Below are 22,717 nucleotides of genomic sequence, written 5' to 3'. Positions count from 1 at the left end.
CGGACTGCTGTGCGGTGTGTTGCTACTTCTCGGCGTCTTCGCGTGCCTGATGCACGGCAGCCTCGGCGCGGGCCTTCTCGGCCTCGGCTTCCTTGGTGGCTACCTCACGCTGGGCCTCGGCCTTGTCCTGCTGTGCCTGACCTTCGCGCTCCAGCGACTCGTCGTCGGTGAGCTTGCCGAAGGCTTCCTTGGCCTTGCCCTTGACGTCTTCGACGACGCCCTTGATCCCGGCCTCGATACCGCTGTCCTTGTTGTCATCGCTCATCTGTCGCTCCTTTTCAGTGCGTGCGCGGTGCAACCGCTCGATGTCGCCTCGTCGTGAGGCGACCAAATCCACCGTAGCAAGGGTTGTGTACTACGTAAACTACTTTGTAAACAAATAGGCGCTGGCCAGGTGTTTAGCTAGCAGAGGTACCGTCGTGGGGACGGCAAAGCCGCCACGGAAACGCCGTCATGGCCCGAACCCTGAAATGCACGGTGGGAGTGACCGACGCAGTGGACGAGACGGACAACCGAACAGGTGCCGGCACCCCGGAGGGGCGTCGGCCACGATCGCTGACTCGTGCGGAGATCCTGGACACCGCGATCGCGCTGGTGGACCGTGACGGGTTGGATCAACTGACGATGCGGAGACTCGGTTCGGCCTGCGGTGTCGAGGCGATGGCCCTGTACCGCCACGTCCATGGCCGCCAGGACCTACTTGGCGGCGTTGTGGACCACTTGGTCGAAAAGCTGTACGACGATCAACTCGCTGCCCGACGTCAGGAAGACGGTTGGCAGGACTATCTCGTGCGGCTCGCGCATGGCGTGCGGGCAATTGCCATCGATCATCCGCACCTGTTTCCGACGTTGGCGACTCGGCCACCGGAAGCCCCATGGGTTCGGCCGCCACTGCGGAGCATGAAGTGGATGGAGACCTTCCTGGACACACTGATCTCCTACGGCTTCGACGACCGGGGAGCAGTGACCGCCTATCGCGCGTACACCACATTCCTGCTGGGGCAGCTGCTCCTGGAGGTTTCGGCACGCGGTGTCTCGCTGAGCCCGGTGGAGGACGAGCTGCCCGAGAAGACGTTGCGCAGCCTCTCGAACTATCCGAACCTGCAGCGGATGCAGCAACAACTCAGCGAAGACCACAGCGCGACGGAGTTCGAAGAGGCCCTCGAATCGCTGCTTGATCGGCTCGAGGGCAACGCGCCGCGCTAGGCCGCGGTCACCATGTGCTTGCCGCTTCCTGTCTAGACCTGACAGATTCTGCCCACCTGTGATGGGAATTACTCTCCAGCAGGCCATCGTTCGAGTTGCGGATCTCCCGGGTCTGTCCCATTCTCGGCCGATGGGTATTTTGCTGATGAGGGCGATGGCGATGATCGCTCCGGCGATTGTGGTCGCCCTCCCGTTGGGCTCCCCAGCTGCCGCGGTGGCTGCGCCTGGTGTGCACTGTGCGCCATCGAAGGCCACCAAGGATGTCTGCACCGCGACCGACGATGTCGAGATCAAGTCGGCGCCCAACTCCAAGGACTTGCCGGGGCCCGCAACGGGTGCGATAGGCAAGGTTGCGCCGGTAGTGCATCCGGTCAAGATGTGGAACTAACGGGCTGATCGCTCTAACGCAGTAGGCGCTCGACCACGCGTCGGATGTATTGAAGTCCTGGTTATCTGCTTCTGAGCACCGTCGTGAACCGCGGTAGAAAGCCGCCCGCGGCCGCGTTGCTGTGGAGGAATGCCGGAATGTGGATAACCCTCATTCGCGCGGCATCTCAGCCGACCCTGTGTCGGTGCGCGCGCAGATGGTGTGGGCATGACAACCAGCACACGTGCACAGATCGGCAGCCGTGGAGAGGATCTCGCCACTGACTACCTGAACGACGACGGTTTCACGGTCCTCGATCGCAATTGGCGGTGCCGGTACGGAGAGCTCGACATCATCGCGGCGGACGGCGAGGTGTTGGTCTTTGTTGAGGTGAAGACACGTACCGGTCGTGCGTTCGGAACACCCGCGGAGGCGGTGACGCACACCAAGTTACGTAGGCTGCGACGGCTTGCGGGCATCTGGCTGGCGGCGCAGGACGGTTCGTGGGCGGCCGTGCGTATCGATGTCATCGAAGTACGGTTGAGTGGCTCGGAAGCGGCGATCACCCACATCCGCGGGGTGAGCTGAGATGGCTCTTGGGAGAGCGTATTCCGTTGCGGTCAAGGCGGTAACCGGTCAGACGGTCGAGATCGAGGCCGATATCAGTGCTGGGCTCCCCGGTGTGCACCTGGTCGGACTGCCCGACGCCGCGCTGCAGGAATCTCGTGACCGTGTACGCGCGGCGATCACTAACTGCGGATTCACCTGGCCGTCGTCGCGTCTGACCTTGGCCTTGTCACCTGCGACATTGCCGAAGATGGGATCGGTGTATGACCTGGCACTCGCAACCGCCGTGTTGTCGGCCGGTAACGCGATCCCGCCGACGAGGCTGGAAAAGAGCCTGCTACTAGGGGAGTTGGCACTCGACGGACGGGTGCGCCCGATCCGCGGAGTGCTCCCCGCAGTGCTGGCGGCCAAACGCGACGGGTGGCCAACGGTGGTGGTACCCGAGGCGAATCTGGGGGAGGCGGGTCTGGTCGACGGTATCGAGGTGCTGGGTGCCCAGACCTTGCGGCAACTGACGAGCTGGCTGTGTGCTGATGGCGAGCTGGAGCCGGTGCGGCCGGTGGACGTGCAATGCGAGAGCGATATGCCGGACATGGCAGACGTTGTCGGACATACCGACGCGCGATTCGCGGTCGAGGTGGCGGCGGCAGGCGCTCACCACCTTATGCTGACCGGACCACCGGGAATCGGCAAAACGATGCTGGCGCAACGATTACCGGGGCTGCTGCCACCGTTGACCGATGGCGAGGCACTTGAGGTCACGGCGATCCACTCGGTGGCGGGCCTGCTGACGACGCAGCAGCCGTTGATCACCCAACCGCCGTTCGTGGCGCCGCACCACACCTCAAGTGTCGCCGCGCTCGTCGGTGGTGGCTCCGGTATCGCCAAACCCGGCGCGGTAAGTCGAGCTCATCGTGGCGTGCTGTTCCTCGATGAATGCGCCGAACTCTCGACGCCCGCGCTGGAGGCGCTCCGTACGCCTTTGGAGGACGGGGAGATTCGATTGGCGCGCCGCGACGGCGTCGTCGTATACCCGGCCAGATTCCAGTTGGTACTGGCGGCCAATCCGTGCCCGTGCGCACCAGCGAACCCGAGGGATTGCACGTGTCCGGCTCCGGTACGTCGTCGCTACCTGGGCAAGTTGTCCGGTCCACTTCTCGATCGGGTGGACCTTAGGGTAAAGATGCACCCGGTCAGCCAAAGCGCGCTCAGCGAGGCTGCCGAGGGCACGGCGCTTGTGCGCGAGCGTGTCCTCTTGGCGCGTGAGCGGGCGGCGCAGCGATGGTCGGGTTACGGATTCCGTGTCAATGCTGATGCCCCCGGTCCGTTGTTGCGTAAGGAGTTTCGACCGTCGCGGACGGTTATGGAGCCGCTGCGTAACGCCATGGAACGCGGGCTCATCAGTGTCCGTGCTTTGGACCGATGCCTACGTGTCGCGTGGACTCTCGCCGACCTCGGCGGGCGTCATTTCCCGGGCACCGAGGATGTCAAGCTCGCATTGACGTTTCGCGATAAACGATGAGCGACGTGTCGCCCCATTGGGCCTACCTATCCCGGGTGGCCGAGGCGCCCTGTGCGGAACTCGCGGTCATGGTGTCGGTGTTCGGCGTGCAGGAGACGGCAGAGCGCGTCCGGCGCTTGGCGGTACCGGATCGGGTGCGCACCATCGTGCAGGCCCGTCACGATATCGACAGCAGTCGCCGGGATCTGGAGATTCTGGCTCGCCTTGGTGGGCGTCTGGTGACACCCGATGATCCGGAATGGCCGGGGTGGCAGTTCCAGGATTTCGCAACGCTCGACACGAGACGCATGCCCAGTGGACGAGCACCACTGGCACTGTGGGTAATTGGTGAGCACTCCCTATCAGAGGTGGCGTCGCGGGCTGCCGCACTCGTCGGTACCCGTGCCTGCACCGGATATGGCGAGCACGTGGCGGCCGAACTCGCATCGGGTTTGGCCGCCCATGACATGGCGGTGGTGTCGGGCGGTGCGTTCGGCATTGACGGTGCTGCACATCGGGCGGCACTGGCCTGCGAGGGCATCACAATCGCGGTGCTGGCAGGCGGTGTGGACGTGCCGTACCCGTCCGCTCACTCGGGGCTGCTCTATCGAATCGCTCGACATGGATTGGTGGTCAGCGAGTACCCGCCGGGAGTGCGGCCCGCGCGATACCGATTTCTCACCCGAAATCGATTGGTGGCAGCACTTTCCGGCGCCACAGTGGTGGTCGAGGCCGGGGTGCGCAGCGGCGCCGCCAACACCGCGGCCTGGGCGCGTGGGCTTGGGAGGCCCGTCGGCGCGGTGCCCGGGCCGATCACATCGGTGGCGTCGGCGGGTACCCATATCGAGATCGCCGAGCGCGGTGCGCGGCTCGTTGTCTGCGCACAAGATGTGATCGAGTTGGCAGGCAGATTGGGCGAATTCGCGGCTGATCCAGAACGCCCCGTAGGCATTGTCGACGGGCTCGGGGAGGTCGAGAAGCGGGTCTACGAAGCATTGCCCGGGCGGGGGAATGCTTCGGTCGCACAGTTGGTCGCCGACTCGGGACTGACCAGCGGCCAGGTGCAGGGCGCACTGGCGATCCTCGAACTTGAGAAGTTGGTAGCGGACACCGACCGCGGCTGGAAGATTAGGCGCCGCGGCCGAGCCCGATGACCTGACACTAGGCGGACATATCGGCGATGGTCTGGCGGAAGGAACGCGGCGGACGTCCGGCCTGTTCGACGACGCCGGGGGACAAGTACTCGTCACAATGCTCGGCGATCGCTTGAATGAGATTGGCGAGAACATCGACAAACGGGTCGGGAATTCCCGTGTGTCGCGCCACGACGAGTGGTCCACCCACGTGGCCGTCAAACCTTCATGCTGGGCTGACCGGGTGGCGGGCGAAGAGGTTGCGCGCATTGGCGGTGGTGTTGCGTGCAATGTCCATGGAGGAGATGACATCGGCGTTCGCGCCGGCGTAAGACTCGGACTGGAGGGGAAAATCGCTGCCGAACAACAGGCGGTCGGTGGAAATCAGCGAGCGTACGGCTTCCAAGTTTCGTGGCGCCGCCGACATCGCCACGTCGAAGTACATGCGACCAAAGCTGGTCATCAGGTCGACCGGCGGTTTGTCGGCCAGCAGCGGATCCACACTGGATCTCAGACTCAACCGATGTAGGAGTGCCGGGAGCGCGCCCCCTGAATGCGTGAAGATCAGTTTGAGACCGCTGAACCGGTCGAGCGTTCCACTGAACAGAAAGCTTGCGATGGCTCTGGCCGTTTCGATGGGGAATTCGAGGATCGAAGCTGGAAGACCGAAACTGGGTACCTGCACAGAACCCACCACCGGGTGGATGAAGACCGGAACCTGTTGTGCCTCAAGGTACTCCCAGAGCGGGTCGAGGCCCGATGAACCAAGGTACTGTCCGGCGGTGCTGGTGTACAGGCCCACACCGTCGAGCTGCATATCCTCGATCGCAGCCTCGGCTGTCACGCGGGCGGTATCGGCGGAGTCGAGGGGGACCATCGCGAACGCCCCGAACTTGCCGATCGATTCGGCGGCCAGGGTAGCCAGCCACGAATTGACGTCATAGGCCAGCCCGATCGCCTCCGGACCGGTCAGGCCGCCGAATCCCGGAGCGGTGACCGATAAATACGCCTTCTGAATATTGTGAGCATCCATGAACTGCAGGCTCAGTTCCGGAGACCAGGCCGGGAAATCTTGCCCGGGGATTGCCTCGGAGACACCGTGCTGCGCAAGTGCAGCGATGTAGACCGGGGGCAGGGCATGATGATGGACATCGATCAGGCCGGGACTGCTCATCGGACGGCCACCGCCTCGATCTCGCAGAGCATGTCGACCGAGGCCAACCTTCCGACTTCTGTCATGACCGAGGTCGGTGCCGCACCCCACTGTTGAAGGCACTCGGTGACTTCGTCATACGCCTCCAGCCCACGCTCCATATCGGTGACGTAGATGTGAATCTTGATCACGTGACTCGTGGGATAGCCGGCGGTTTCCAGCAGTCCGGTGATGTTCGCGAAGGTGTTGCGGAACTGGGTGCGCATGTCACCCTTGGGCAGTTCTCCCGAGGATGAGTACCCGGCCTGGCCGGACACATGGAGAGTTGCGTCCACAGCGCTTGTCTCCACGTACTCGGCGTATCCCGTCCGTCCTTCGTATTTCCAGAGCGGCCCATGGTGAATGTTGACCATCTGATCCTCCGTGTCGTCAATGGGTGTCAGGGCCTAGCACTTTGGCGTACGGGGCGTCGTGCCGCGTGCCTTCGATCGCCCTGATGTGGGCAATGCCCAGAGCTGTTTCCCCGACACCCGCGGATATGTCTCATGTGTCGTCTTGTGTGCGTGACATTTTCACTCATCTCTTGTCTTCGTCGAGCTGGATGTCCGGTGGCCCCCTCCATGGTGCAGCGAAGTTGTTCGCCAATGCCATCATCGGCTTTTTCTGACAGCTAGAACGATTTGTTATGAAGTGCCGCAGTCTGAGTTTTTCCTGTGAATATTTGGGCCTGCTCCTCCGAGCGTGGCTTCGTATTGTCTAGTCGCTGAAATAGTCTGCGCAGCTGCGTCTTTCGATTCAGGGGGGTACCCAAAGTTCAACGAAGTAGAAGGTGTTCGAGTGTGTTGTGGCAGTGGGTGATTGCCAACCGATTGAGGATCGGCGTTGCGGCCTCCGGCGAATCCAGGCATATTGGATTTGGGTGCTTTCAATGACTGCGACGCCCACCGGAGAGGTCTGCCAGGGCTGTCACTGTCGGCTATCGAATCTACGATCCGACGAATTCGCTTTCAGCAGTCCATATTTCGATGATTCACGGGGTATCTTTTGATGCCCTGATGATCAACGACTGGTTGATGAAAGTCAACTATGTGTTGAAGATCACAGACATGCGATACCCCTGTAGGGTATGAGGGAAATATGAGATCTGATCCGAAGTCCGCGTGGACGGCGCTCAAAGAGGGCAACGAGCGTTTTGTTGGTGGTTTGCCGCAGCATCCGAGTCAGAGCATCGCGCGTCGTACTGAGCTGGCTAATGGTCAGAGCCCTGATGTGTTGTTGTTCGGGTGTTCGGATAGTCGGGTGGCCGCGGAGATCATTTTCGATCAGGGCCTGGGCGATATGTTCATCGTGCGCACCGCCGGTCAGGTGATCGACTCGGCGGTGTTGGGTTCGATTGAGTATGCGGTGGCGGTGCTGGGTGTGCCGTTGATCGCGATCCTGGGTCATGACTCCTGTGGCGCGGTGGGGGCCACGGTGTCCGCCCTGGATAGCGGCGAGGTGCCCGGCGGGTATATCCGGGACCTGGTGGTGCGGGTGATGCCCTCGATTCTCAGTGGCCGCAAGGACGGGCTGTCGCGCATCGATGAATTCGAGGCCCGCCACGTCGAAGAGACCGGCACCAAACTCCTGCAGCGCTCACAGGTCGTCGCCGATGCCGTCGAGGCCAACAAGCTCGCCATCGTGTACCTGACCTACAAACTGGCCGACGGACGCATCGTCCTGCACGGCCACGTCGGCGACATCGACAAGTCCTGAGTTGACCACCATGAACCGGAAGAGCAGCGGGTCCATGACTTTAGATAACAGATCTCAGGATGACGTGGAAATGGGCAATCGCGAGGGCGATCCCGTGGTGTCTAAGACCGCCGATGCCGTCATAACTCGTGAGGCCGCGATCGGCAGCGAGGCTAGGCTTTCGTGGCTGCTTTCGGGACTCGCGGGCATGGTCGGTGCGGTCGCCTTCCTGCACAGCGCAGGCTATTTCGTGACATTCATGACCGGAAACACCGAACGCGCGGTGCTGACGTGGTTCAAGGTCACCGACAAACAGCAGGTGGCGGGTGCGGGTCCGATTGCCGCCATCTCGATGATCGGCGCCTTCCTGTTCGGGGTGATTGTGGCCTCCTTCTGCCGGAGAAAATTTTGGAAGAATCACCCGCACGGTGCGACGGTGCTGACCACGGTGGGTCTCCTCGCGGCTGCCGCGGTCGACTTCTATCAAGACCGGAGTTTCACGGCGAACATCGACGTGCATTTCACGCCGATTTTGTTGTTGGCCTTCTCGATTGGAGCGCTCAACACGTCGTTTGTGAAGAAGGGTGAAACCGCCATTCCCTTGAGCTACGTCACGGGGACCGTGGTCAAGTTGGGGCAAGGAATCGAGCGCCATCTCTTTGGCAAGGGTTCGGTCTTTGAATGGCTTGGGTACGCGATGCTCTATGTCTCGTTCATTTTGGGGGCTGCGACTGGCGGCGTGATCGCATCGGTCTACAGCGGATCCAAGGTGATACTCACCGTCGGAATAATATGTGGTGCAACAACACTCGTCACATTCTTCCACTCGGATCGCAAGACCATTCTCGGTTGAGTGATGCGGCGATCCTTGCCGGTTGCATCACCAGATCGAATTTTCCAGAACAGTTGTTCAATCAAAGTAGCGAAAGGAAGCACGGCATGGAGCCCGGATTTCAGATTTACGAGTCCCACAAGGCTGAGTCGAACAGCCCCATCGAGCACATGAACGACCTCGCCACCGCCATGATCATTGCGGTTCTTTTCATCGCGCTGGGAGTGGCCAAGTTCGGACCACTTTGGCTCATCAACTACTGACCTTGCCTTGTCAACCACGGTAACTCCTGCCAGGCCTGTGGGTGATTCGCTATGGAACTGAGGCAGCTTGAGTACTTTCTCGCGGTGGCCGATCACTCGAATTTCACGCGCGCCGCGGAGGCTTTGCACGTCGCTCAGCCCTGGGTGAGTGCTCAGGTCCGGAGATTGGAGCGGGAGCTCGGCCACGAGCTGTTCGACCGTTCGAGCCGAGCGCTCAAGCTGACCGAATTCGGCAAGATGTTGTTCCCGCTCGCCGAAACGGCACTTCAGACCGTGGGCAAGATACGGTCGACCGCCAGCGCCATGGCGGGCGTCCTGTGCGGGCATCTGGCTATCGGAACGGTCGATCACCCGCTGCCGGTACTCGCCGACGCCTTGGCCGCGTTCCACCAGGCGCATCCCGCGGTGTCGATCACTCTGACCGAAGCGCGATCAGATCAACTCACGGCGGCGGTGCTGGAACGCAAAATCGACATCGCCGTGGTCGGGCGGGCCTCGTCATCGCCTCCGCTGCTACGCGAGCAGCTTCTCGCTCAACAGAACATCGTGGCCATAGTCCATCGCGACGACCCCTTGGCATCGCGCACGTCGATCAGTCTTGAGGATCTGCGCAATCGCGCGCTCATCAGTCATCCGCAGGGGTCCGGGATTCGGACAATTCTCGATCAGGCTTGCATGGCAAAAGGATTCGTGCCCGACATCGCGTTCGAAACGAGCTCAGTCGACATGATGAGTCACCTCGTTACCCGGGATCTGGGCGTGGCCGTGGCGCCGGAGCTTCCTGCTGATCGCCTGGACCGACTTCGGCAGATCGAACTGTCCGATGAGGTGATGCGTGGGCGCCTCACGCTGGTGTGGAAAGAGAAGGGGGCCACGCCGGAAGCTGAGGCCTTCGCCGCATATGTGAGCGAATTGTGCAGCGCACAGACCAATCTCGTGGGTGTGCCGTAGTCACTGTCCGGAGGTCGACAACGCGTACCACTCGAACGCGACGAATACCGCAAGCACGATGAGGATCACGTTGACCATGGTCAGTTTCCACTCATTGCGGCGGACATGAACACCAAAGGCCCCCGCCTGTAATACCGCGAGTCCGGCAGCGGCAAGCGGACTCAGCACCGGGGCGATCCCGGTGGCGTGCGGGAGCACCACGCCGACTCCACCGAGCACCTCCAGCCCGCCGATCGCCTTGACGACGCTAGGTGTGAAATCGGTGGCCCAGGCGAGGTTGGGGTTGGCGGCGATCTTTTCGTACGGGGTGATCAGTTTGAACACGCCCGCGCCGAGATGCACCACGGCGAGCACACCGGCGCAGATCCACAACCAGGTATCCATCGCGCCAGTATGCCCGGCCGTAACGGTGGTATTCGGCAATCCCGATAAAGACGATGACCGTTGTGTGGAAGGCCTGAACGCGATTGCCGGCCAGTGGGGGGATGATGGTTGGGAAGGAAGGATGTGGCGGATTTCGTGACTGAAACGGGTGAGTTGACGCGGCGCCCTCGTGGCCGACCGCGCAAAGGCGGTGAGGGAGTGTCGGCCGACGCGATCTTCACCGCGGCGCTGCAAGCATTCGCCACGCACGGCTATCAGGGCATGTCGATGCGAACCCTCAATCGCGAGCTGGGCGTAAGCCATAACCTGCTACATCAACGTTTTTCGTCCAAGGAACAGCTGTGGTACGCGGCCGTCGACTGGGGATTTCAGGCGATCGTCGACAAGGTGCTGGCAGATGACGACGAGAGCCTGAGTTCTGCGGAGCGGATCAAACGATTCATCAAGATGTTTGTGATCTTCGCGGCCGAACACCCCGAATTGATCCGGATCATGGACATCGAGGCGGGCCAGGACAGCGAGCGGCTGCAGCACATCTGTCAGGCCTACGTCATCCCCATGCAAGAACGGCTCGGGCCGGTCTACGAGGAGGCGGTCAAGGCGGGAGAACTGCGCGATGTGCCGCTGCAGACCAGCTTCTTTCTCATCACATCCGGCACCGCCGCCCTGTTCAGCAGCGAAGCGCTGGCTCGTACCGTCTTCGGCGATGCCGTGTTCGATCCGGATCAGGTGCATGCGCACGCCGAGGCCGCCGCGGAGCTGATCGTCAGGGGCATGCTGCTGTGACGGAGGCGCCCATTCACGGGAATTCCTCCGTATAGTCAAGGCAATTGACATAGAGGATTCAACGCAGGAGGCGATATGGCACGCCCGCTCCACGAGTTGCAGGTCGTCCGCACCGAGCAGGTGACTCCGCACATCACCCGGGTGGTGCTTGGCGGTAACGGATTCGACGGTTTCGAGGCCAACTCAGATACCGACAGCTACGCCAAGCTGATATTCCTTCCCGAGGGCCACGAAGGGCCGGGCCCGCGCGATGTCGACCAGGCGCGCGACATGCAGGCCACGGTGCGCACGTACACCATCCGTTCCGTAGACGCCGACCGTCGCGAGATCGCGATCGACTTTGTGGTGCACGGCGAAAGCGGCGTGGCCGGTCCCTGGGCTGCGCGGGCCACGCCGGGAGACCGGTTGTACGTCACCGACTCGCACGGCGCCTACTCGCCCGATCCCGCCGCTGACTGGCATCTGCTCGCGGGCGATGAGTCGGCCGTCCCGGCGATCACCGTGGCGCTGCAAGCACTTCCAGAGGGCGCCCGTGCCAAGGTGTTCATCGAGGTGGCCGGCCCGCAGGACGAGATCGATTTCGACACCCGTGGCGATGTCGAGATTGTCTGGGTTCACCGGGGCGCAGGTGCCGACGAGGTCGACGAGAGCCTGGCGGGGGACAACGCCCCGTTGGTGGCGGCGGTGCGCTCGGCGGAGTGGCTGCCCGGACAGGTGCAGGTATTCATCCACGGCGAGGCCCAGACCGTCATGCACAACCTGCGGCCGTACATACGCAAGGAACGTGGGGTCGCACCGAAGTGGGCCGCCTCGATTTCGGGCTATTGGCGGCGTGGGCGAACCGAGGAAACTTTCCGCGTGTGGAAGCAGGAGCTGGCGGCCGCCGAAGCTACCGTGAGGGAGTGACTCCGCAGCTGACAGCGATTCTCGACGAGTTCGCCGAGCATCTGGCGCTGGAGCGCGGACGGTCAGTGCACACGCAACGGGCCTATCGTGGAGATCTCACCTCGTTGTTCGATCATCTGTCGGTGACCAATCCACAGGCCTCCCTGGCCGATCTGTCATTGCCGGTGTTGCGGTCATGGCTCGGTGCTCAGGCCCGGCAGGGTGCGGCACGGTCTACCGTCGCGCGGCGTACTTCGGCGGTGAAGATTTTTACCGCGTGGGCGACCCGTCGCGGACTGATGAAGACGGACCCCGCGATTCGCCTGCAACAGCCCAAATCTCACCGCACTCTCCCCGCGGTGCTGCGACAGGACCAGGCCGTGGCGGCGATGGAGGCCGCGCATTCGGGCGCCGAGCAAGATGATCCGATGGCACTGAGGGATCGCCTGATCGTCGAGATGCTCTACGCCACCGGGATTCGGGTCAGTGAGCTTTGCGGCCTGGATGTGGACGATATCGACAGATCGCGAAAGGTGTTGCGGGTCTTGGGTAAGGGCGACAAGGAGCGCACCGTGCCGTTCGGAGGTCCCGCCGCCGATGCGTTGACGGCGTGGCTGGAACGCGGTCGAGCGAGTCTGGCCAACTCGGGCTCGGGAGCCGCGCTGCTCCTGGGTGCGCGTGGGCGGCGCATCGATCCGCGTCAGGTTCGCACCGTGGTACATCAGACCATGTCCGCCGTGCCCGGCGCCCCCGATATCGGCCCGCACGGTTTGCGGCACAGCGCCGCAACGCATCTGCTGGAAGGTGGTGCGGACTTGCGTGTCGTTCAGGAGCTGCTCGGGCACTCCACACTGGCCACCACGCAGCTGTACACCCACGTCACCGTGGAGCGTCTACGCGCCGTCCACGATCAGGCGCACCCGCGGGCGTGATGCCGTGAGGCACTCAGGTGTCGTGCTCGCGTTTCCGTCGGCATGCTCGGGCAGGATTGACGCGACTCGCCCAGCGTTGTCCTCGGGTATGGCGGGTTCTAGCCTCCAAACTCGCCTTTTCTTGCCGTGATTGCTTGCGCATCATGCGGTCCACTTCGCGCTGGTAGTAGCTCATCGATCCGCCGTTACCGCCGGCCGCCCATAGCGCTACCACCACCAAGAACAGAAGCACTGCGGCGAACCCGGCTCCCGTAAGCACGGCACTTACCCACGGTTCCAAGCGCACGATGTGGTGACGCGAATCTGCAGGGGACCGCGGTTCAGCTCAGACCTGCCGCACCGCGTCATCGTTGCGCCCCTACAAGCTGCCCATGATCAGACGCACTCTCGGGGGCGGGGGTGGAATCACGGCTGGCGGCCCTGTCGTGTACCACCACTGGCCACCAAAACCAGCGGCCCAGCAGCGTTGCGATAGAAGGGATTACGAACGATCGCACGATCAGCGTGTCCAGCAGGAGCCCTAGGCCCACGGTGGTACCCAGCTGGGCGATGTTGTGCGCATACCCAGCGATCATCGCGAACATGGTGAACCCGAATACCAGTCCCGCGGTGGTGACCACGCCGCCGGTGTTGGCCATCGAGCGGATGATGCCTGTTTTGATACCGGCGTGCAGCTCTTCGCGGAATCTGGCCACCAGCAGCATGTTGTAGTCGGCGCCCACCGCGACCAGGAAGACAAACGACAGCGGGGCTACCGACCAATGCAACGGATTTCCGATGATGTCCTGCCAGACGAATATGGCTAGGCCCAGAGCGGACAGGTAGGACAGCGCCACGGTGCCGATGACCGCCATTGCGGCAACGAGGCTGCGTAGCAGGATCAGCACGACGCAGAATACGAACGCGAATGCGGCCACCACGCTGGTGATGAAGTCCTCTCGCGTGAACGCCTCGATGTTCAACAGGGTGCCGCCAGGGCCACCGATACTCACCGTGCTACCGGCCAGTGATGTGTTCTTGATCGACTGCAATGCGGTCGGAATGATCTTGGCGCTCAGGTCCATCGCTTCGCGGCTGAATCCCTCCATATCGGGAGTGACGATCATGCGCGTCACCTTGCCGTCGGTGGAGAAGAAGAAGGGCATCGCGTTCTTGAAGAGCGGGTTGTCGAATGCCTGGCTGGGCAGGAAGAACGATGCACCCGGATCGCCCGCAGTGAAGCTCTTGCTGAGCTCATCGGTGAATTGCGTGATTTGGGTGATCTGAGGGAGCAGGATTTCCAGTGTGCTTCGCAGCGGGACTGTGACTTCGTTGACCTGCGCGACGAAGGCCTTCAATCCCGATAGCTGCGCCCCTAGTTGCGGGAACGTCTGGGCCAGGGCGCCGGTTCCGTTCACCAGATTGCCCACCAGCCCGTCGAAACGGTGTAGATCGTCGAAGAGCGAGAAGCCGGTGAGCGCGGCCTGACAGTACTCGTTAGCCTGGCAGTTCGGGATCGAGCCCACGAAGTCCTCTGCGGGCTTGGCGGTTTCGCGTAGCGTGTCGACCTTCTGTACGACGGCGGCCAGGCCGGTGCGCAGTTCGGCTGCGCCCGTCTGGATCTGGATCGCACCCTGGGTCCCACTCTGCAGCGCTTGCTCCAGGCCCTTGACCGTGAGCGAGAGCTGCCCGACGCGGCCGCTCAGGGCAGTGAGGTCGGTGATGCGCTGGTTGAGCAGACTGGTCATCTGGGTCAGCCGCCCACCGATGTATCCGGCCTGCGACGTAAGCGACCCTTGCTCCAGCGGAGCGCCGAGTGGGCGGGTGATGCCCTGCACATTGTTGATACCAGGGATGTTCAGCACCGCATTGGAGAGCTTCGCCAGGGCGATCATGTCCCCGGAATTGCGCATGTCATGGTCCGACTCGATCAGGAAGAGGCTGGGGGCCATGATATTTGGCGGCAGATGGCGATCTGACGCGGCGAAACCCAGGTTTGCGGGAGAGTCGCTGGGTTGCGCGGTCTGCTCGTTAAAACTGGGCCGGAATCCCGGGAGAACCAACAGCGCAAGCGCGAGTACGGCCATGCTGCCCGCGAGTACCGGCCCCGGCCAGCGCACCACATAGGTGGCGATCCGACGCCACCTGCGCTGCGACTTCTCTTGGCGTGGCTCGAAGAACCCGAGCCGGCTGCCCAGCGCCAGGAGCGCGGGCCCGAGGGTCAGGGCGGCGGCAAGGGTGACGATGACCGCGATGGTGCAGGGCAGACCGGATGTGCTGAAGATGGCCAGGCGGGTGAAGACCATGCACGCGGTGGCTCCGGCGACAGTGAGTCCCGACGCGATGATAATGTGCTGGACCCCGGCCAATGCCGTGTAGTACGCGGATTCCGGGTCTTCTCCGGCGCGGCGTGCTTCCTGATATCTGCCGAGAAGGAATATGCCGTAATCGATTCCGGCTCCGAGGACGATCACCGCCAGCAATGCGGAGGCGAAGATCGATACTCCGATGACTTGATGTTCGCCGAGGAACGCGACGATGGGCCGTCCGACGCCGAGCCCCGCTCCCGCGACGAGCAGCGGCATGGCGATGGTTATCGGGTTGCGGTACACCAGAAACAAGATGGCGCCAACCAACAGGCCACAGGAGATCAGCAGTAACAGGATCGAATCGTTGATCGAGACCAGTTCGTCGTTGACCACCGCGGATGGCCCGGTCAGGTGTGCCGTAATTCCTTTCGGTGGAGGATATTCGGCGATGATGTCACGAATGGCCTGGGTGGATTCCATGGCCAGGGCGGTTCCCATGTTGCCGGACAGGTTGATCAGGACATAGGCGGCCTTGCCGTCGGCGCTCTCGTTGGCGCGGGAGAACTGCGGGTTGGACCACAGATCCATCGACGAGTTGACGTGCTTCTTGTCCTGGTTGATCCGGGCGAGGACGTCTGAGTAGTACTGGTGCGCTGCGGCACCCAGTGGCTCCTCGCCCTCGAGGAGGAGATAGACGAAGTTGTTGGTGCCGGCACCGCCGAAGTAGTTGCCCATCTTGACGATCGCCTGGACGGAGGCGGCGTCATCGGGCAAGAATGAGCGAGCGTGTCCCTTGATCACCGTCTCTAGTTGGGGGACAGCGAGATTGAGTGCTCCGGCAGCGGCAAGCCACAGCACGATGACGGGAAGGGAGAACCGATACATCAGCCGGGCGATCAGTGGCCGGTGTTTCCCGGCGACATTGTTCTGGTTGTTCACGCTACCGCCACCTGGCAGGAGACGGCTGGTGAGTCAGAAGCCTTTTCGTCGCGGACCTCGCCGTTGATCGTGATACTGCAGGACATCTGCCCTCTGTTCGACTGGGCCACCACGCCCGTGGGGATGGTGAGCTGCCCTGTACGCAAGGTGGTTTGCCACGGGAGGGTTCCGGATACCTCGCGCACGGTGCCGTCGACATCGAGGTAGGACGCCTCGACGGTGGCACCGTTGGGTCCGTTGAGCCGGTACTCGACAGTCTTTTCGCGTGGCTTGCCTATCGACGGCGGCTTGTAGGAATGGCCGATGGCGGGGTCAGGAATGTCGCTGAGCCGCAGATGGGCTATGTAGGCCCCGGCGATACAGAGGACCGCCGTCGATACCAGGTACACCCACGCGCCACGCATTCCAGCTCCTCATTGATCCGGTTGGTGAGCGTTGACGTTAACTGGCCGATCGTTAATTTAACAGTTGGTCATATGAACATCACACCGATCGGTCTACTGTGATGCCGCGCACATGAATACTCGGCACGGGAAGGCTCGAGACTGGTACAAGGGACTGGTGACACGGGCAGGTACCAAGGGCATGCCCCGCGCCGAGCGGGAGCAACAGATCCTCGATGCCGCATGCCAGGAGTTCGGCCGTAGCGGATACGCGGGCATGTCCCTGGCCGCGGTGGCGTCGGCAGTCGGCGTGTCCAAGCCCATGGTGCTGGCGTATTTCGGGTCCAAGGAGCAGCTGTACATCGCGTGTGTGCAGCGCGCTGGATCGATTGTCGGTGACCACATCGCCACGGCGATGGAAGCGGCCCCGCCCACGCTCGCGTTGCCACGGGCAGTGCTGCAGGCGATCTTTCAGGCGTTGGCACCCCGCCCGTCCGATTGGCTGGTGATCTGGGATCGGACACTGCCCGAGGACAGTGATGCACTTGCGGTTGCCCGGATCGCAAGAATGCGTCTCGCTGCCCTCGCCGGCCAGGGCGTGGCCGCCGTGGGAAGCGCGGCCACCGAGCTGCGCGACCCGCAGGACATCGGTGTACTCACGCAGGGCTGGATGGGGATGGTCGGCGCCATGATCACCTGGTGGATCCGGCACCCCGAGCAGAGCGCAGAGCAGATGGCCGAGCGCGCCAGCCGACTGATCACGATCATCGCCAGTGCCGGGATATCCGAGGCCGAGTCGCCCGACGGGCACGCCACGCCCCGCCCGGGCAAGCCCGTGCGGGGGTCCGGTTCCGGACAGCCGCTCAATGCGGCATTCGACCTTTTCGGTCGCCGTTGGGCCATTCTTGCGCTGTGGGAGTTGCGCTCCGGATCAAAGACTTTTTCCGAGCTCAGGCAGCATATGGGCGACGTCGGAGAGGTATCGAGTGGCGTGCTCACCACACGCCTTAGCGAGCTGACCGCCGCCCACATCGTGCGCAGCCAGGATGGGCAGTACTCGCTGACGGCGGTGGGTAAGGCGTTGCTTGTCGCGCTGGCCCCGCTGGAATTGTGGGCAAGGGCCTGGTCGAAATCGGTCCGATGATTAGAGTTTCAAGCATGAGCGCCGGAATTCTGGTGGCGGCCGCCACCGCCGCTGTAGGCCTCGGGCTCGTGGCACCGGGAACGGCGATCGCCGATGTGTACCCGCCGTGGTGGGTGTGCATGGCCAACGGCGGTGAGATGCGCGCGTTCTACCAAGTGGTCACCGAGCAGGACGCACTCGACAGATTCCACGACGCGGTCACCCGGCTGTCGCAGGCCACCGGGAAGCCCGCGCACGTCGACATCTGTCAGCCCGCCTGAAGCGGTTTGAGCCGTAGCGGGGTAGCGGCCAACAGTCCCAGCGGATCCAGGTAGTTCGCCGTCGAAGCGGGCCCGTGTAGTGCGCCCCAGTGCAAGCAGGCTGCTCCATCGCAGCCGGGATGTCCGGGCCGTAATGTCCCGATGACCGATCCTTCGCCTACGCGCTGACCCGGCTTGACCAGCGGGGTAATCGGCTCATAGGTGGTCCGCAGACCGCCGTCGTGTTCTATCGAGACCAGCGTCCTACCGGCGATGGATCCGGCGTACACCACGATGCCCGGCCCGGCTGCGGTCACCCGCTGATCAGGGAGACCGGCCAAATCGACCCCGCGATGCCCCCGGTTCCAACGCTCCTGCGGCTTGTCGAAGTGCCGGGTTACCGCAGGTCGAGGACGTAGTGGCCAGTCGAAACGATCACCCGTGTCACCCGGTGCGGTGGCGGCCACGGGGGAGGCGGTCAGCGCCACGGCCAGGATCAGTCCGGGACAGCCGACCCTTCTGAACCTCACGACATCATCGTGACCGGACGGCTGTGGTTGGGAAAGAGCCATTTCGGTGCTGTGGACAACTTCCCTGGCCTGCATGCGGTGCTTCGACGGGTGGCGAAAAGCACTCGTCGCAGCATGTAAACTCATGACCGCAACTCGCCTAGCGGGTTGACTTCGCGCGTCTGCACACGAACTTGTGATCAGCATGCCGGGCGGTCCCATCCAGGGTTTCCTTCGGGAATCCGAGGAATGGGTTCCGGCATCAGCAGACGCTAGGGCCCAGGATCACCCGATCCCGGGCGACAACCGACAAAAGGAACCATGGACTCATGGCTGTAGTAACTATGAAGCAGCTGCTTGACAGCGGCGCGCACTTCGGGCACCAGACCCGTCGTTGGAATCCCAAGATGAAGCGGTTCATCTTCACCGACCGCAACGGCATCTACATCATCGACTTGCAGCAGACGCTGACCTACATCGACAAGGCGTACGAGTTCGTCAAGGAGACCGTCGCCCACGGTGGGTCGATCATGTTCGTCGGCACCAAGAAGCAGGCTCAGGAGCCCATCGCCGAAGAGGCGACTCGCGTTGGCATGCCTTACGTCAACCAGCGCTGGCTGGGCGGCATGCTCACCAACTTCTCCACCGTTCACAAGCGTCTGCAGCGCCTCAAGGAGCTGGAGTCGATGGAGCAGACCGGTGGCTTCGAGGGACGCACCAAGAAGGAAATCCTCATGCTCACGCGTGAGAAGAACAAGCTTGAGCGCAGCCTCGGCGGTATCCGGGACATGCAGAAGGTGCCTTCGGCGATCTTCGTGGTGGACACCAACAAGGAGCACCTCGCCGTTGCCGAGGCCCGCAAGCTGAACATCCCGATCATCGCGATCTTGGACACCAACTGCGATCCCGATGTCGTCGACTACCCGATCCCGGGCAACGATGACGCGATCCGCAGCGCCGCGCTGCTCACCAAGGTCGTCGCTTCCGCGATCGCCGAGGGTCTGCAGGCCCGCTCCGGCCTGGCCGGTGGCGACGAGAAGCCGGAAGCCGCCGAGCCGCTTGCCGAGTGGGAGCAGGAGCTGCTTGCCTCCGCTGTCGCAACCACCGACGAAGGTGCTGCGCCGGCGGCTGAGACCACCGAAACCACAACCGAGGAAGGCTAAATGGCGAATTTCACAGCCGCCGATGTGAAGCGGCTCCGGGAACTGACCGGTGCCGGAATGCTCGACTGCAAGAACGCCCTGGCCGAGTCCGACGGTGATTTCGACAAGGCCGTCGAGGTGCTGCGCATCAAGGGTGCCAAGGACGTCGGCAAGCGTGCCGAGCGCGCCACCGCCGAGGGTCTCGTCGTCGCGCGTGACGGCGCACTTGTCGAGCTGAATTCGGAGACCGACTTCGTCGCCAAGAACGCCGAGTTCCAGGGTCTGGCCGACGCCATCGTCGGTGCGGCCGCGGCGGGCAAGATCGGCGAGGTCGACGCCCTCCTGGCCGCCAAGGTCGAGGACGGTCGGACCGTCGAGCAGGCGATCGCAGACCTGGCCGCCAAGATCGGCGAGAAGTTGGAGCTGCGCCGGGTGGCGTACTTCGATGGAACCGTCGAGGCATACCTGCACAAGCGCGCCGCGGACCTGCCGCCGGCCGTGGGCGTGCTGGTCGAATACACCGGTTCGGACGAGGGTGCCGCGCACTCCGTGGCGCTGCAGATCGCCGCGCTCAAGGCCAAGTACCTGACGCGCGAAGATGTTCCGGCCGATGTGGTCGAGAACGAGCGACGCATCGCCGAGGAGACCGCCAAGGCTGAGGGCAAGCCCGAGGCCGCGCTGCCCAAGATCGTCGAGGGTCGCGTGACTGGCTACTACAAGGATGTCGTGCTGCTGGATCAGCCGTCGGTGTCCGACAACAAGAAGTCCGTCAAGGCTCTGCTTGACGAGGCCGGTGTCACCGTGACCCGCTTTGCGCGGTTCGAGGTCGGCCAAGCCTAGGTTTCTCAAAACAATTCGGCCCCGCCAGGATTCGTTCCTGTGCGGGGCCGAATTGTCATCGGGGCTCGATGCCGTTCGAGTTCACACGCTGATCGCATTGGTCGCAGGCGAGTTCGGGTGTAAAGCGGCTCCCGCAATCGCGATGGGTAAAGATCATGGCGGGCCCCTCTTGTGTCGGGAAGTGCCGCTGACCCCAGTCCACCGCCGTCATCACGATCGGGAAGAACGCCAGCCCTTTAGGGGTCAGGTGATACTCGGACCAATCCGAACGCTTGGGGTGAGCGGCGCGCTGCAGCACACCTATGGTGCAAAAGCCGCGCAATCGGTCGGCGATCAAGGCGGGTGGGGCACTGAGCCTGGTGTGGAAATCGCCGAACTGCCGTGCTCCGAGGAACGCGGCCGCCACCATCGCCGATGCCCAGCGGTTGCCGAGAATCGACATGGTTTCGGGGAACAGCCCTGCCTGCCGGTGTCTGTCGGTGCCGCTGCGACGTCGCGTTGCGCCCTGCGGTACAGACCGTTGCCACCCGCCGCTCGGGCCCCATTCGGTGTCGATGTGTTCTTGGCTCACCGGCTGGTGGCAACCCGCACAGCGCAGCACGGGTGAAAAGTCCTGTCCGCATGTCCGGTGGTGCATCAAGGGCATCTTCTCCGGATGCTCCGGGACCCACGTTCGCTCCCAATGCCAGATGGATACCAGTACCGGCCACAGTTCCTGGCACTGTCGGGTGGGCTGGTAGCCCGCGCGCAGTGGCCGTTCCTGGTACACCTCACGGCTGAGCAGCCCGTCGTCGACAAGCTTCAAAAGCCGCTGGGTGAGTACAGCGTTGGATATCGGCAATCGCTCCGAAAAATCGCTGAATCGTCTTGCACCCAAGAGTGATTCGCGTACGAGTAACAGGGTCCATTCATCGCCCAGCAGCCCGACCATACGCCCGATCGCGTTGGTGCTGACAGGTTTGAGCGTTGAGGTCAACGCAGGCCCCGGGCCTGACGCAGCTCGGCTCCCGGCACCCATGTGGAATGAGTACCGCTGCAGATTCTTTCGGGAAGCTGCAGTTTGCATACCGGGCCTTCGGTCATACGGGAGGCCTCGAACACCAGGCAGTAAGAGGAATCGGTGTTCATATCGGTGGTAAGCGTAACCAGGTAGCCGTCGTCCTCGGATGTGCTACCGGGACGTGGAGCCATCGCCGTTTCGCTGCCGAAGACTCCATCGCCGAACGAGATTCGCTCCTCCGATCCAGTGTGGAGGTCGTGGCGTACCAGTCCGTCGAACAGAAACCAGCCCGGCTTGCCGGTTGCCGCGTAGGTGTAGCGATAGGGCCGTGTCTCAAAATTGCGATTCATCATGCCGAATTCGGTGTAGTTGTCGCTGAGCCGCTCCTCGGTGGTGGCGCCCGTGACCAGATTGAACCGCCAGCGGTGCAGCGTGGATTTGAAGCCATCCAGCGCCAGATAGCGAAACGCCGCCTCCTGTAACGAGTTCGTACCCTCTGTTGACGGGGTGGGGTCGTTCTGGAAGAACCCGTCGAGCACGATTTCGTCTCCGTCCTCGTAGGCGTTGACGAAGTGCAGTGCGTAGGTTGGTGCGGCCTCGAACCAGCGGACTTGCGACGAGTCGCCACGGCGGGGGACTACAGCGAATCGTGAGGGAAGATCGGGATGGAACACCGGCGCGTGCACCCCGTGCTTCATGAGTGACGGTTCCCAGAACAAAGGAAAATCGTTGAGTATCACGTAGTTTTCCGTGTAGGCCATATCGTGCGGGAGACGCGGGCCGGGGAGCGGAACATCGATCTGGTGCACCAAATTGGCGTCCTTGTCCACCACGCCGTAACGCAGGTGCGGCTCCTCCTTGCTGTAGCTGAAGAACAACATCTCGCCGGTGATCGGATCGGTTTTCGGGTGTGCTGAAACTCCCCATTCGGTGGGAAACTTGTCATGCCAGGTTTCCTTGCCGACGGTCTCGGCAGTGTAGGGGTCGACCTGGTACAGGTCGCCGCACATGTAGAAGCTGGTCAAGGCGAGGCCACGGTGCACGACCACATCGGTGCTGGAGGCGTCCTTCATCCGCCGGCGCGCGCCCCATCCGTCGTCTCGTTTTGCGACGGTGGGCATTTCGATGAACCCAGCCCACAGTGGGCCACCGGCGGCGTTCTCGGCGGCGAATCCATCGGTGCGCACAAACCGGTTGCGGTAGGAGGCCTTGCCGTTCTCGAACTCGACGATGTGCAGCATGCCGTCCCCGTCGAACGGGTGGTAGTTGGTTGCCGCCGGGTGCAGGGGGTTCTCGGTGTTGCGCAGGTACATGCCGTCGAGGTCGGCGGGGACCTCACCCTCGACGACCGTGAGGTGGGATGCGTCCCACTCGCGCAGCTGTGGCTGCCATGGGCCGGTCCGGTAAGGATGGTCGTCGTCGGCCGGAAGCGTCGAGTTCCAGGTGTTGAACAGCTTGGTGGCCATGGTGTCTCCCGTGATTCGCCGTATGCGGCCAAGCTATGCTTGACAGAGTGACTCTGTCAATTGAATCATGAGT

The 22,717-nt window shown here is 62.9% G+C and carries 26 protein-coding genes; 16 read left to right on the top strand and 10 right to left on the bottom strand.

Annotated elements, in window-relative coordinates; translation table 11 throughout:
- Positions 1 to 22: 22 nt before the first annotated feature.
- The gene (gene mbp1, locus MSTE_RS15760) at positions 23 to 265 is read right to left on the bottom strand and encodes a microaggregate-binding protein 1 (RefSeq protein WP_070942948.1); all 243 of its coding nucleotides are present in this window, start codon (positions 263 to 265) and stop codon (positions 23 to 25) included.
- Positions 266 to 453: 188 nt separating this feature from the next.
- Between mbp1 and MSTE_RS15755 the strand changes: the two genes are divergently transcribed.
- The 5 genes from MSTE_RS15755 (at position 454) to dprA (ending at position 4,795) form a co-directional block, all read left to right on the top strand.
- Entirely contained in the window at positions 454 to 1,206 is a 753-nt protein-coding gene (locus tag MSTE_RS15755; RefSeq protein WP_096502584.1) for a TetR/AcrR family transcriptional regulator, read from the top strand.
- Between the two features lie 130 nt (positions 1,207 to 1,336).
- The gene (locus MSTE_RS15750) at positions 1,337 to 1,594 is read left to right on the top strand and encodes a hypothetical protein (RefSeq protein WP_231896900.1); all 258 of its coding nucleotides are present in this window, start codon (positions 1,337 to 1,339) and stop codon (positions 1,592 to 1,594) included.
- A gap of 207 nt (positions 1,595 to 1,801) precedes the next feature.
- On the top strand, positions 1,802 to 2,161 hold the full coding sequence (locus tag MSTE_RS15745) for a YraN family protein (RefSeq protein WP_096502582.1): 360 nt from the start codon (positions 1,802 to 1,804) through the stop codon (positions 2,159 to 2,161).
- Position 2,162: 1 nt separating this feature from the next.
- Positions 2,163 to 3,662 (top strand): YifB family Mg chelatase-like AAA ATPase, encoded by a 1,500-nt coding sequence (locus MSTE_RS15740; RefSeq protein WP_096502580.1) that lies wholly within the window; start codon positions 2,163 to 2,165, stop codon positions 3,660 to 3,662.
- Positions 3,659 to 4,795, top strand: coding sequence for a DNA-processing protein DprA (dprA, locus tag MSTE_RS15735; RefSeq protein WP_096502578.1), 1,137 nt, complete (start codon positions 3,659 to 3,661; stop codon positions 4,793 to 4,795). Before MSTE_RS15740 ends, dprA begins: the two co-directional genes overlap by 4 nt.
- Positions 4,796 to 4,802: 7 nt before the next feature.
- Here dprA and MSTE_RS15730 read toward each other — a convergent pair whose 3' ends face one another.
- Genes MSTE_RS15730 through MSTE_RS15720 form a run of 3 tightly spaced genes read right to left on the bottom strand, consistent with a single transcriptional unit; the run spans position 4,803 to position 6,340 of the window.
- Entirely contained in the window at positions 4,803 to 4,985 is a 183-nt protein-coding gene (locus MSTE_RS15730; RefSeq protein WP_096502576.1) for a hypothetical protein, read from the bottom strand.
- Positions 4,986 to 5,000: 15 nt separating this feature from the next.
- Positions 5,001 to 5,948 (bottom strand): amidohydrolase family protein, encoded by a 948-nt coding sequence (locus tag MSTE_RS15725; protein WP_096502574.1) that lies wholly within the window; start codon positions 5,946 to 5,948, stop codon positions 5,001 to 5,003.
- Complete coding sequence (locus MSTE_RS15720) at positions 5,945 to 6,340, bottom strand: RidA family protein (RefSeq protein ID WP_096502572.1); 396 nt, start codon at positions 6,338 to 6,340, stop codon at positions 5,945 to 5,947. The genes MSTE_RS15725 and MSTE_RS15720 overlap by 4 nt, the downstream gene beginning before the upstream one ends.
- Positions 6,341 to 7,064: 724 nt before the next feature.
- Here MSTE_RS15720 and MSTE_RS15715 point away from each other — a divergent pair.
- From MSTE_RS15715 to MSTE_RS15700, 4 genes are read left to right on the top strand one after another with little or no spacing between them, the layout of a single operon-like run.
- Positions 7,065 to 7,682: a carbonic anhydrase gene (locus MSTE_RS15715; RefSeq protein ID WP_096502570.1), complete on the top strand. Its 618-nt coding sequence runs from the start codon at positions 7,065 to 7,067 to the stop codon at positions 7,680 to 7,682.
- A gap of 10 nt (positions 7,683 to 7,692) precedes the next feature.
- Complete coding sequence (locus tag MSTE_RS15710) at positions 7,693 to 8,514, top strand: YoaK family protein (RefSeq protein WP_096505976.1); 822 nt, start codon at positions 7,693 to 7,695, stop codon at positions 8,512 to 8,514.
- On the top strand, positions 8,511 to 8,756 hold the full coding sequence (locus tag MSTE_RS25125; RefSeq protein WP_162291329.1) for a hypothetical protein: 246 nt from the start codon (positions 8,511 to 8,513) through the stop codon (positions 8,754 to 8,756). Before MSTE_RS15710 ends, MSTE_RS25125 begins: the two co-directional genes overlap by 4 nt.
- Positions 8,757 to 8,807: 51 nt before the next feature.
- The gene (locus MSTE_RS15700; RefSeq protein ID WP_096502568.1) at positions 8,808 to 9,707 is read left to right on the top strand and encodes a LysR family transcriptional regulator; all 900 of its coding nucleotides are present in this window, start codon (positions 8,808 to 8,810) and stop codon (positions 9,705 to 9,707) included.
- On the opposite strand, the gene MSTE_RS15695 is transcribed toward MSTE_RS15700, so the two are convergent.
- Positions 9,708 to 10,091, bottom strand: a complete 384-nt coding sequence (locus MSTE_RS15695; RefSeq protein ID WP_096502566.1) for a DoxX family protein — start codon at positions 10,089 to 10,091, stop codon at positions 9,708 to 9,710.
- Between the two features lie 198 nt (positions 10,092 to 10,289).
- Here MSTE_RS15695 and MSTE_RS15690 point away from each other — a divergent pair, with 198 nt between their 5' ends.
- The 3 genes from MSTE_RS15690 to MSTE_RS15680 all read left to right on the top strand — a co-directional run bounded on the left by MSTE_RS15690 (position 10,290) and on the right by MSTE_RS15680 (position 12,694).
- On the top strand, positions 10,290 to 10,877 hold the full coding sequence (locus MSTE_RS15690) for a TetR/AcrR family transcriptional regulator (RefSeq protein ID WP_096505972.1): 588 nt from the start codon (positions 10,290 to 10,292) through the stop codon (positions 10,875 to 10,877).
- A 75-nt stretch (positions 10,878 to 10,952) separates the two neighbouring features.
- A complete protein-coding gene (locus MSTE_RS15685) occupies positions 10,953 to 11,783 on the top strand; it encodes a siderophore-interacting protein (RefSeq protein WP_096502564.1) in 831 nt (276 codons plus the stop codon).
- Complete coding sequence (locus MSTE_RS15680; RefSeq protein WP_096502562.1) at positions 11,780 to 12,694, top strand: tyrosine recombinase XerC; 915 nt, start codon at positions 11,780 to 11,782, stop codon at positions 12,692 to 12,694. Before MSTE_RS15685 ends, MSTE_RS15680 begins: the two co-directional genes overlap by 4 nt.
- A gap of 344 nt (positions 12,695 to 13,038) precedes the next feature.
- Here MSTE_RS15680 and MSTE_RS15670 read toward each other — a convergent pair whose 3' ends face one another.
- Positions 13,039 to 15,867: an MMPL/RND family transporter gene (locus MSTE_RS15670; RefSeq protein ID WP_231897106.1), complete on the bottom strand. Its 2,829-nt coding sequence runs from the start codon at positions 15,865 to 15,867 to the stop codon at positions 13,039 to 13,041.
- A gap of 50 nt (positions 15,868 to 15,917) precedes the next feature.
- Entirely contained in the window at positions 15,918 to 16,325 is a 408-nt protein-coding gene (locus MSTE_RS15665; protein ID WP_096502556.1) for an MmpS family transport accessory protein, read from the bottom strand.
- A 157-nt stretch (positions 16,326 to 16,482) separates the two neighbouring features.
- Here MSTE_RS15665 and MSTE_RS15660 point away from each other — a divergent pair, with 157 nt between their 5' ends.
- Together MSTE_RS15660 and MSTE_RS15655 are read left to right on the top strand one after the other, a co-directional pair.
- Positions 16,483 to 17,448 (top strand): TetR family transcriptional regulator, encoded by a 966-nt coding sequence (locus MSTE_RS15660; protein WP_096502554.1) that lies wholly within the window; start codon positions 16,483 to 16,485, stop codon positions 17,446 to 17,448.
- A gap of 14 nt (positions 17,449 to 17,462) precedes the next feature.
- A complete protein-coding gene (locus MSTE_RS15655; RefSeq protein ID WP_408645801.1) occupies positions 17,463 to 17,708 on the top strand; it encodes a hypothetical protein in 246 nt (81 codons plus the stop codon).
- Here MSTE_RS15655 and MSTE_RS15650 read toward each other — a convergent pair.
- On the bottom strand, positions 17,696 to 18,154 hold the full coding sequence (locus MSTE_RS15650) for a murein hydrolase activator EnvC family protein (protein WP_193442100.1): 459 nt from the start codon (positions 18,152 to 18,154) through the stop codon (positions 17,696 to 17,698). The genes MSTE_RS15655 and MSTE_RS15650 overlap by 13 nt on opposite strands.
- 371 nt (positions 18,155 to 18,525) lie before the next feature.
- Between MSTE_RS15650 and rpsB the strand changes: the two genes are divergently transcribed.
- Both rpsB and tsf read left to right on the top strand, forming a co-directional pair.
- Positions 18,526 to 19,359 (top strand): 30S ribosomal protein S2, encoded by an 834-nt coding sequence (gene rpsB / locus MSTE_RS15645; RefSeq protein ID WP_096502552.1) that lies wholly within the window; start codon positions 18,526 to 18,528, stop codon positions 19,357 to 19,359.
- The gene (gene tsf, locus MSTE_RS15640; protein WP_046254186.1) at positions 19,360 to 20,178 is read left to right on the top strand and encodes a translation elongation factor Ts; all 819 of its coding nucleotides are present in this window, start codon (positions 19,360 to 19,362) and stop codon (positions 20,176 to 20,178) included.
- A 55-nt stretch (positions 20,179 to 20,233) separates the two neighbouring features.
- On the opposite strand, the gene MSTE_RS15635 is transcribed toward tsf, so the two are convergent.
- Together MSTE_RS15635 and MSTE_RS15630 are read right to left on the bottom strand one after the other, a co-directional pair.
- Positions 20,234 to 21,196 carry a winged helix-turn-helix transcriptional regulator gene (locus tag MSTE_RS15635; protein WP_096502550.1) on the bottom strand — a complete coding sequence of 321 codons (963 nt, stop codon included), beginning with the start codon at positions 21,194 to 21,196 and terminating at the stop codon, positions 20,234 to 20,236.
- Complete coding sequence (locus tag MSTE_RS15630) at positions 21,151 to 22,644, bottom strand: carotenoid oxygenase family protein (RefSeq protein WP_096502548.1); 1,494 nt, start codon at positions 22,642 to 22,644, stop codon at positions 21,151 to 21,153. The genes MSTE_RS15635 and MSTE_RS15630 overlap by 46 nt, the downstream gene beginning before the upstream one ends.
- Between the last annotated feature and the right edge of the window lie 73 nt (positions 22,645 to 22,717).

Source organism: [Mycobacterium] stephanolepidis (assembly GCF_002356335.1).
In the GTDB taxonomy this organism is placed as follows: domain Bacteria; phylum Actinomycetota; class Actinomycetes; order Mycobacteriales; family Mycobacteriaceae; genus Mycobacterium; species Mycobacterium stephanolepidis.
This window is presented reverse-complemented; position numbering and strand designations above follow the sequence as displayed.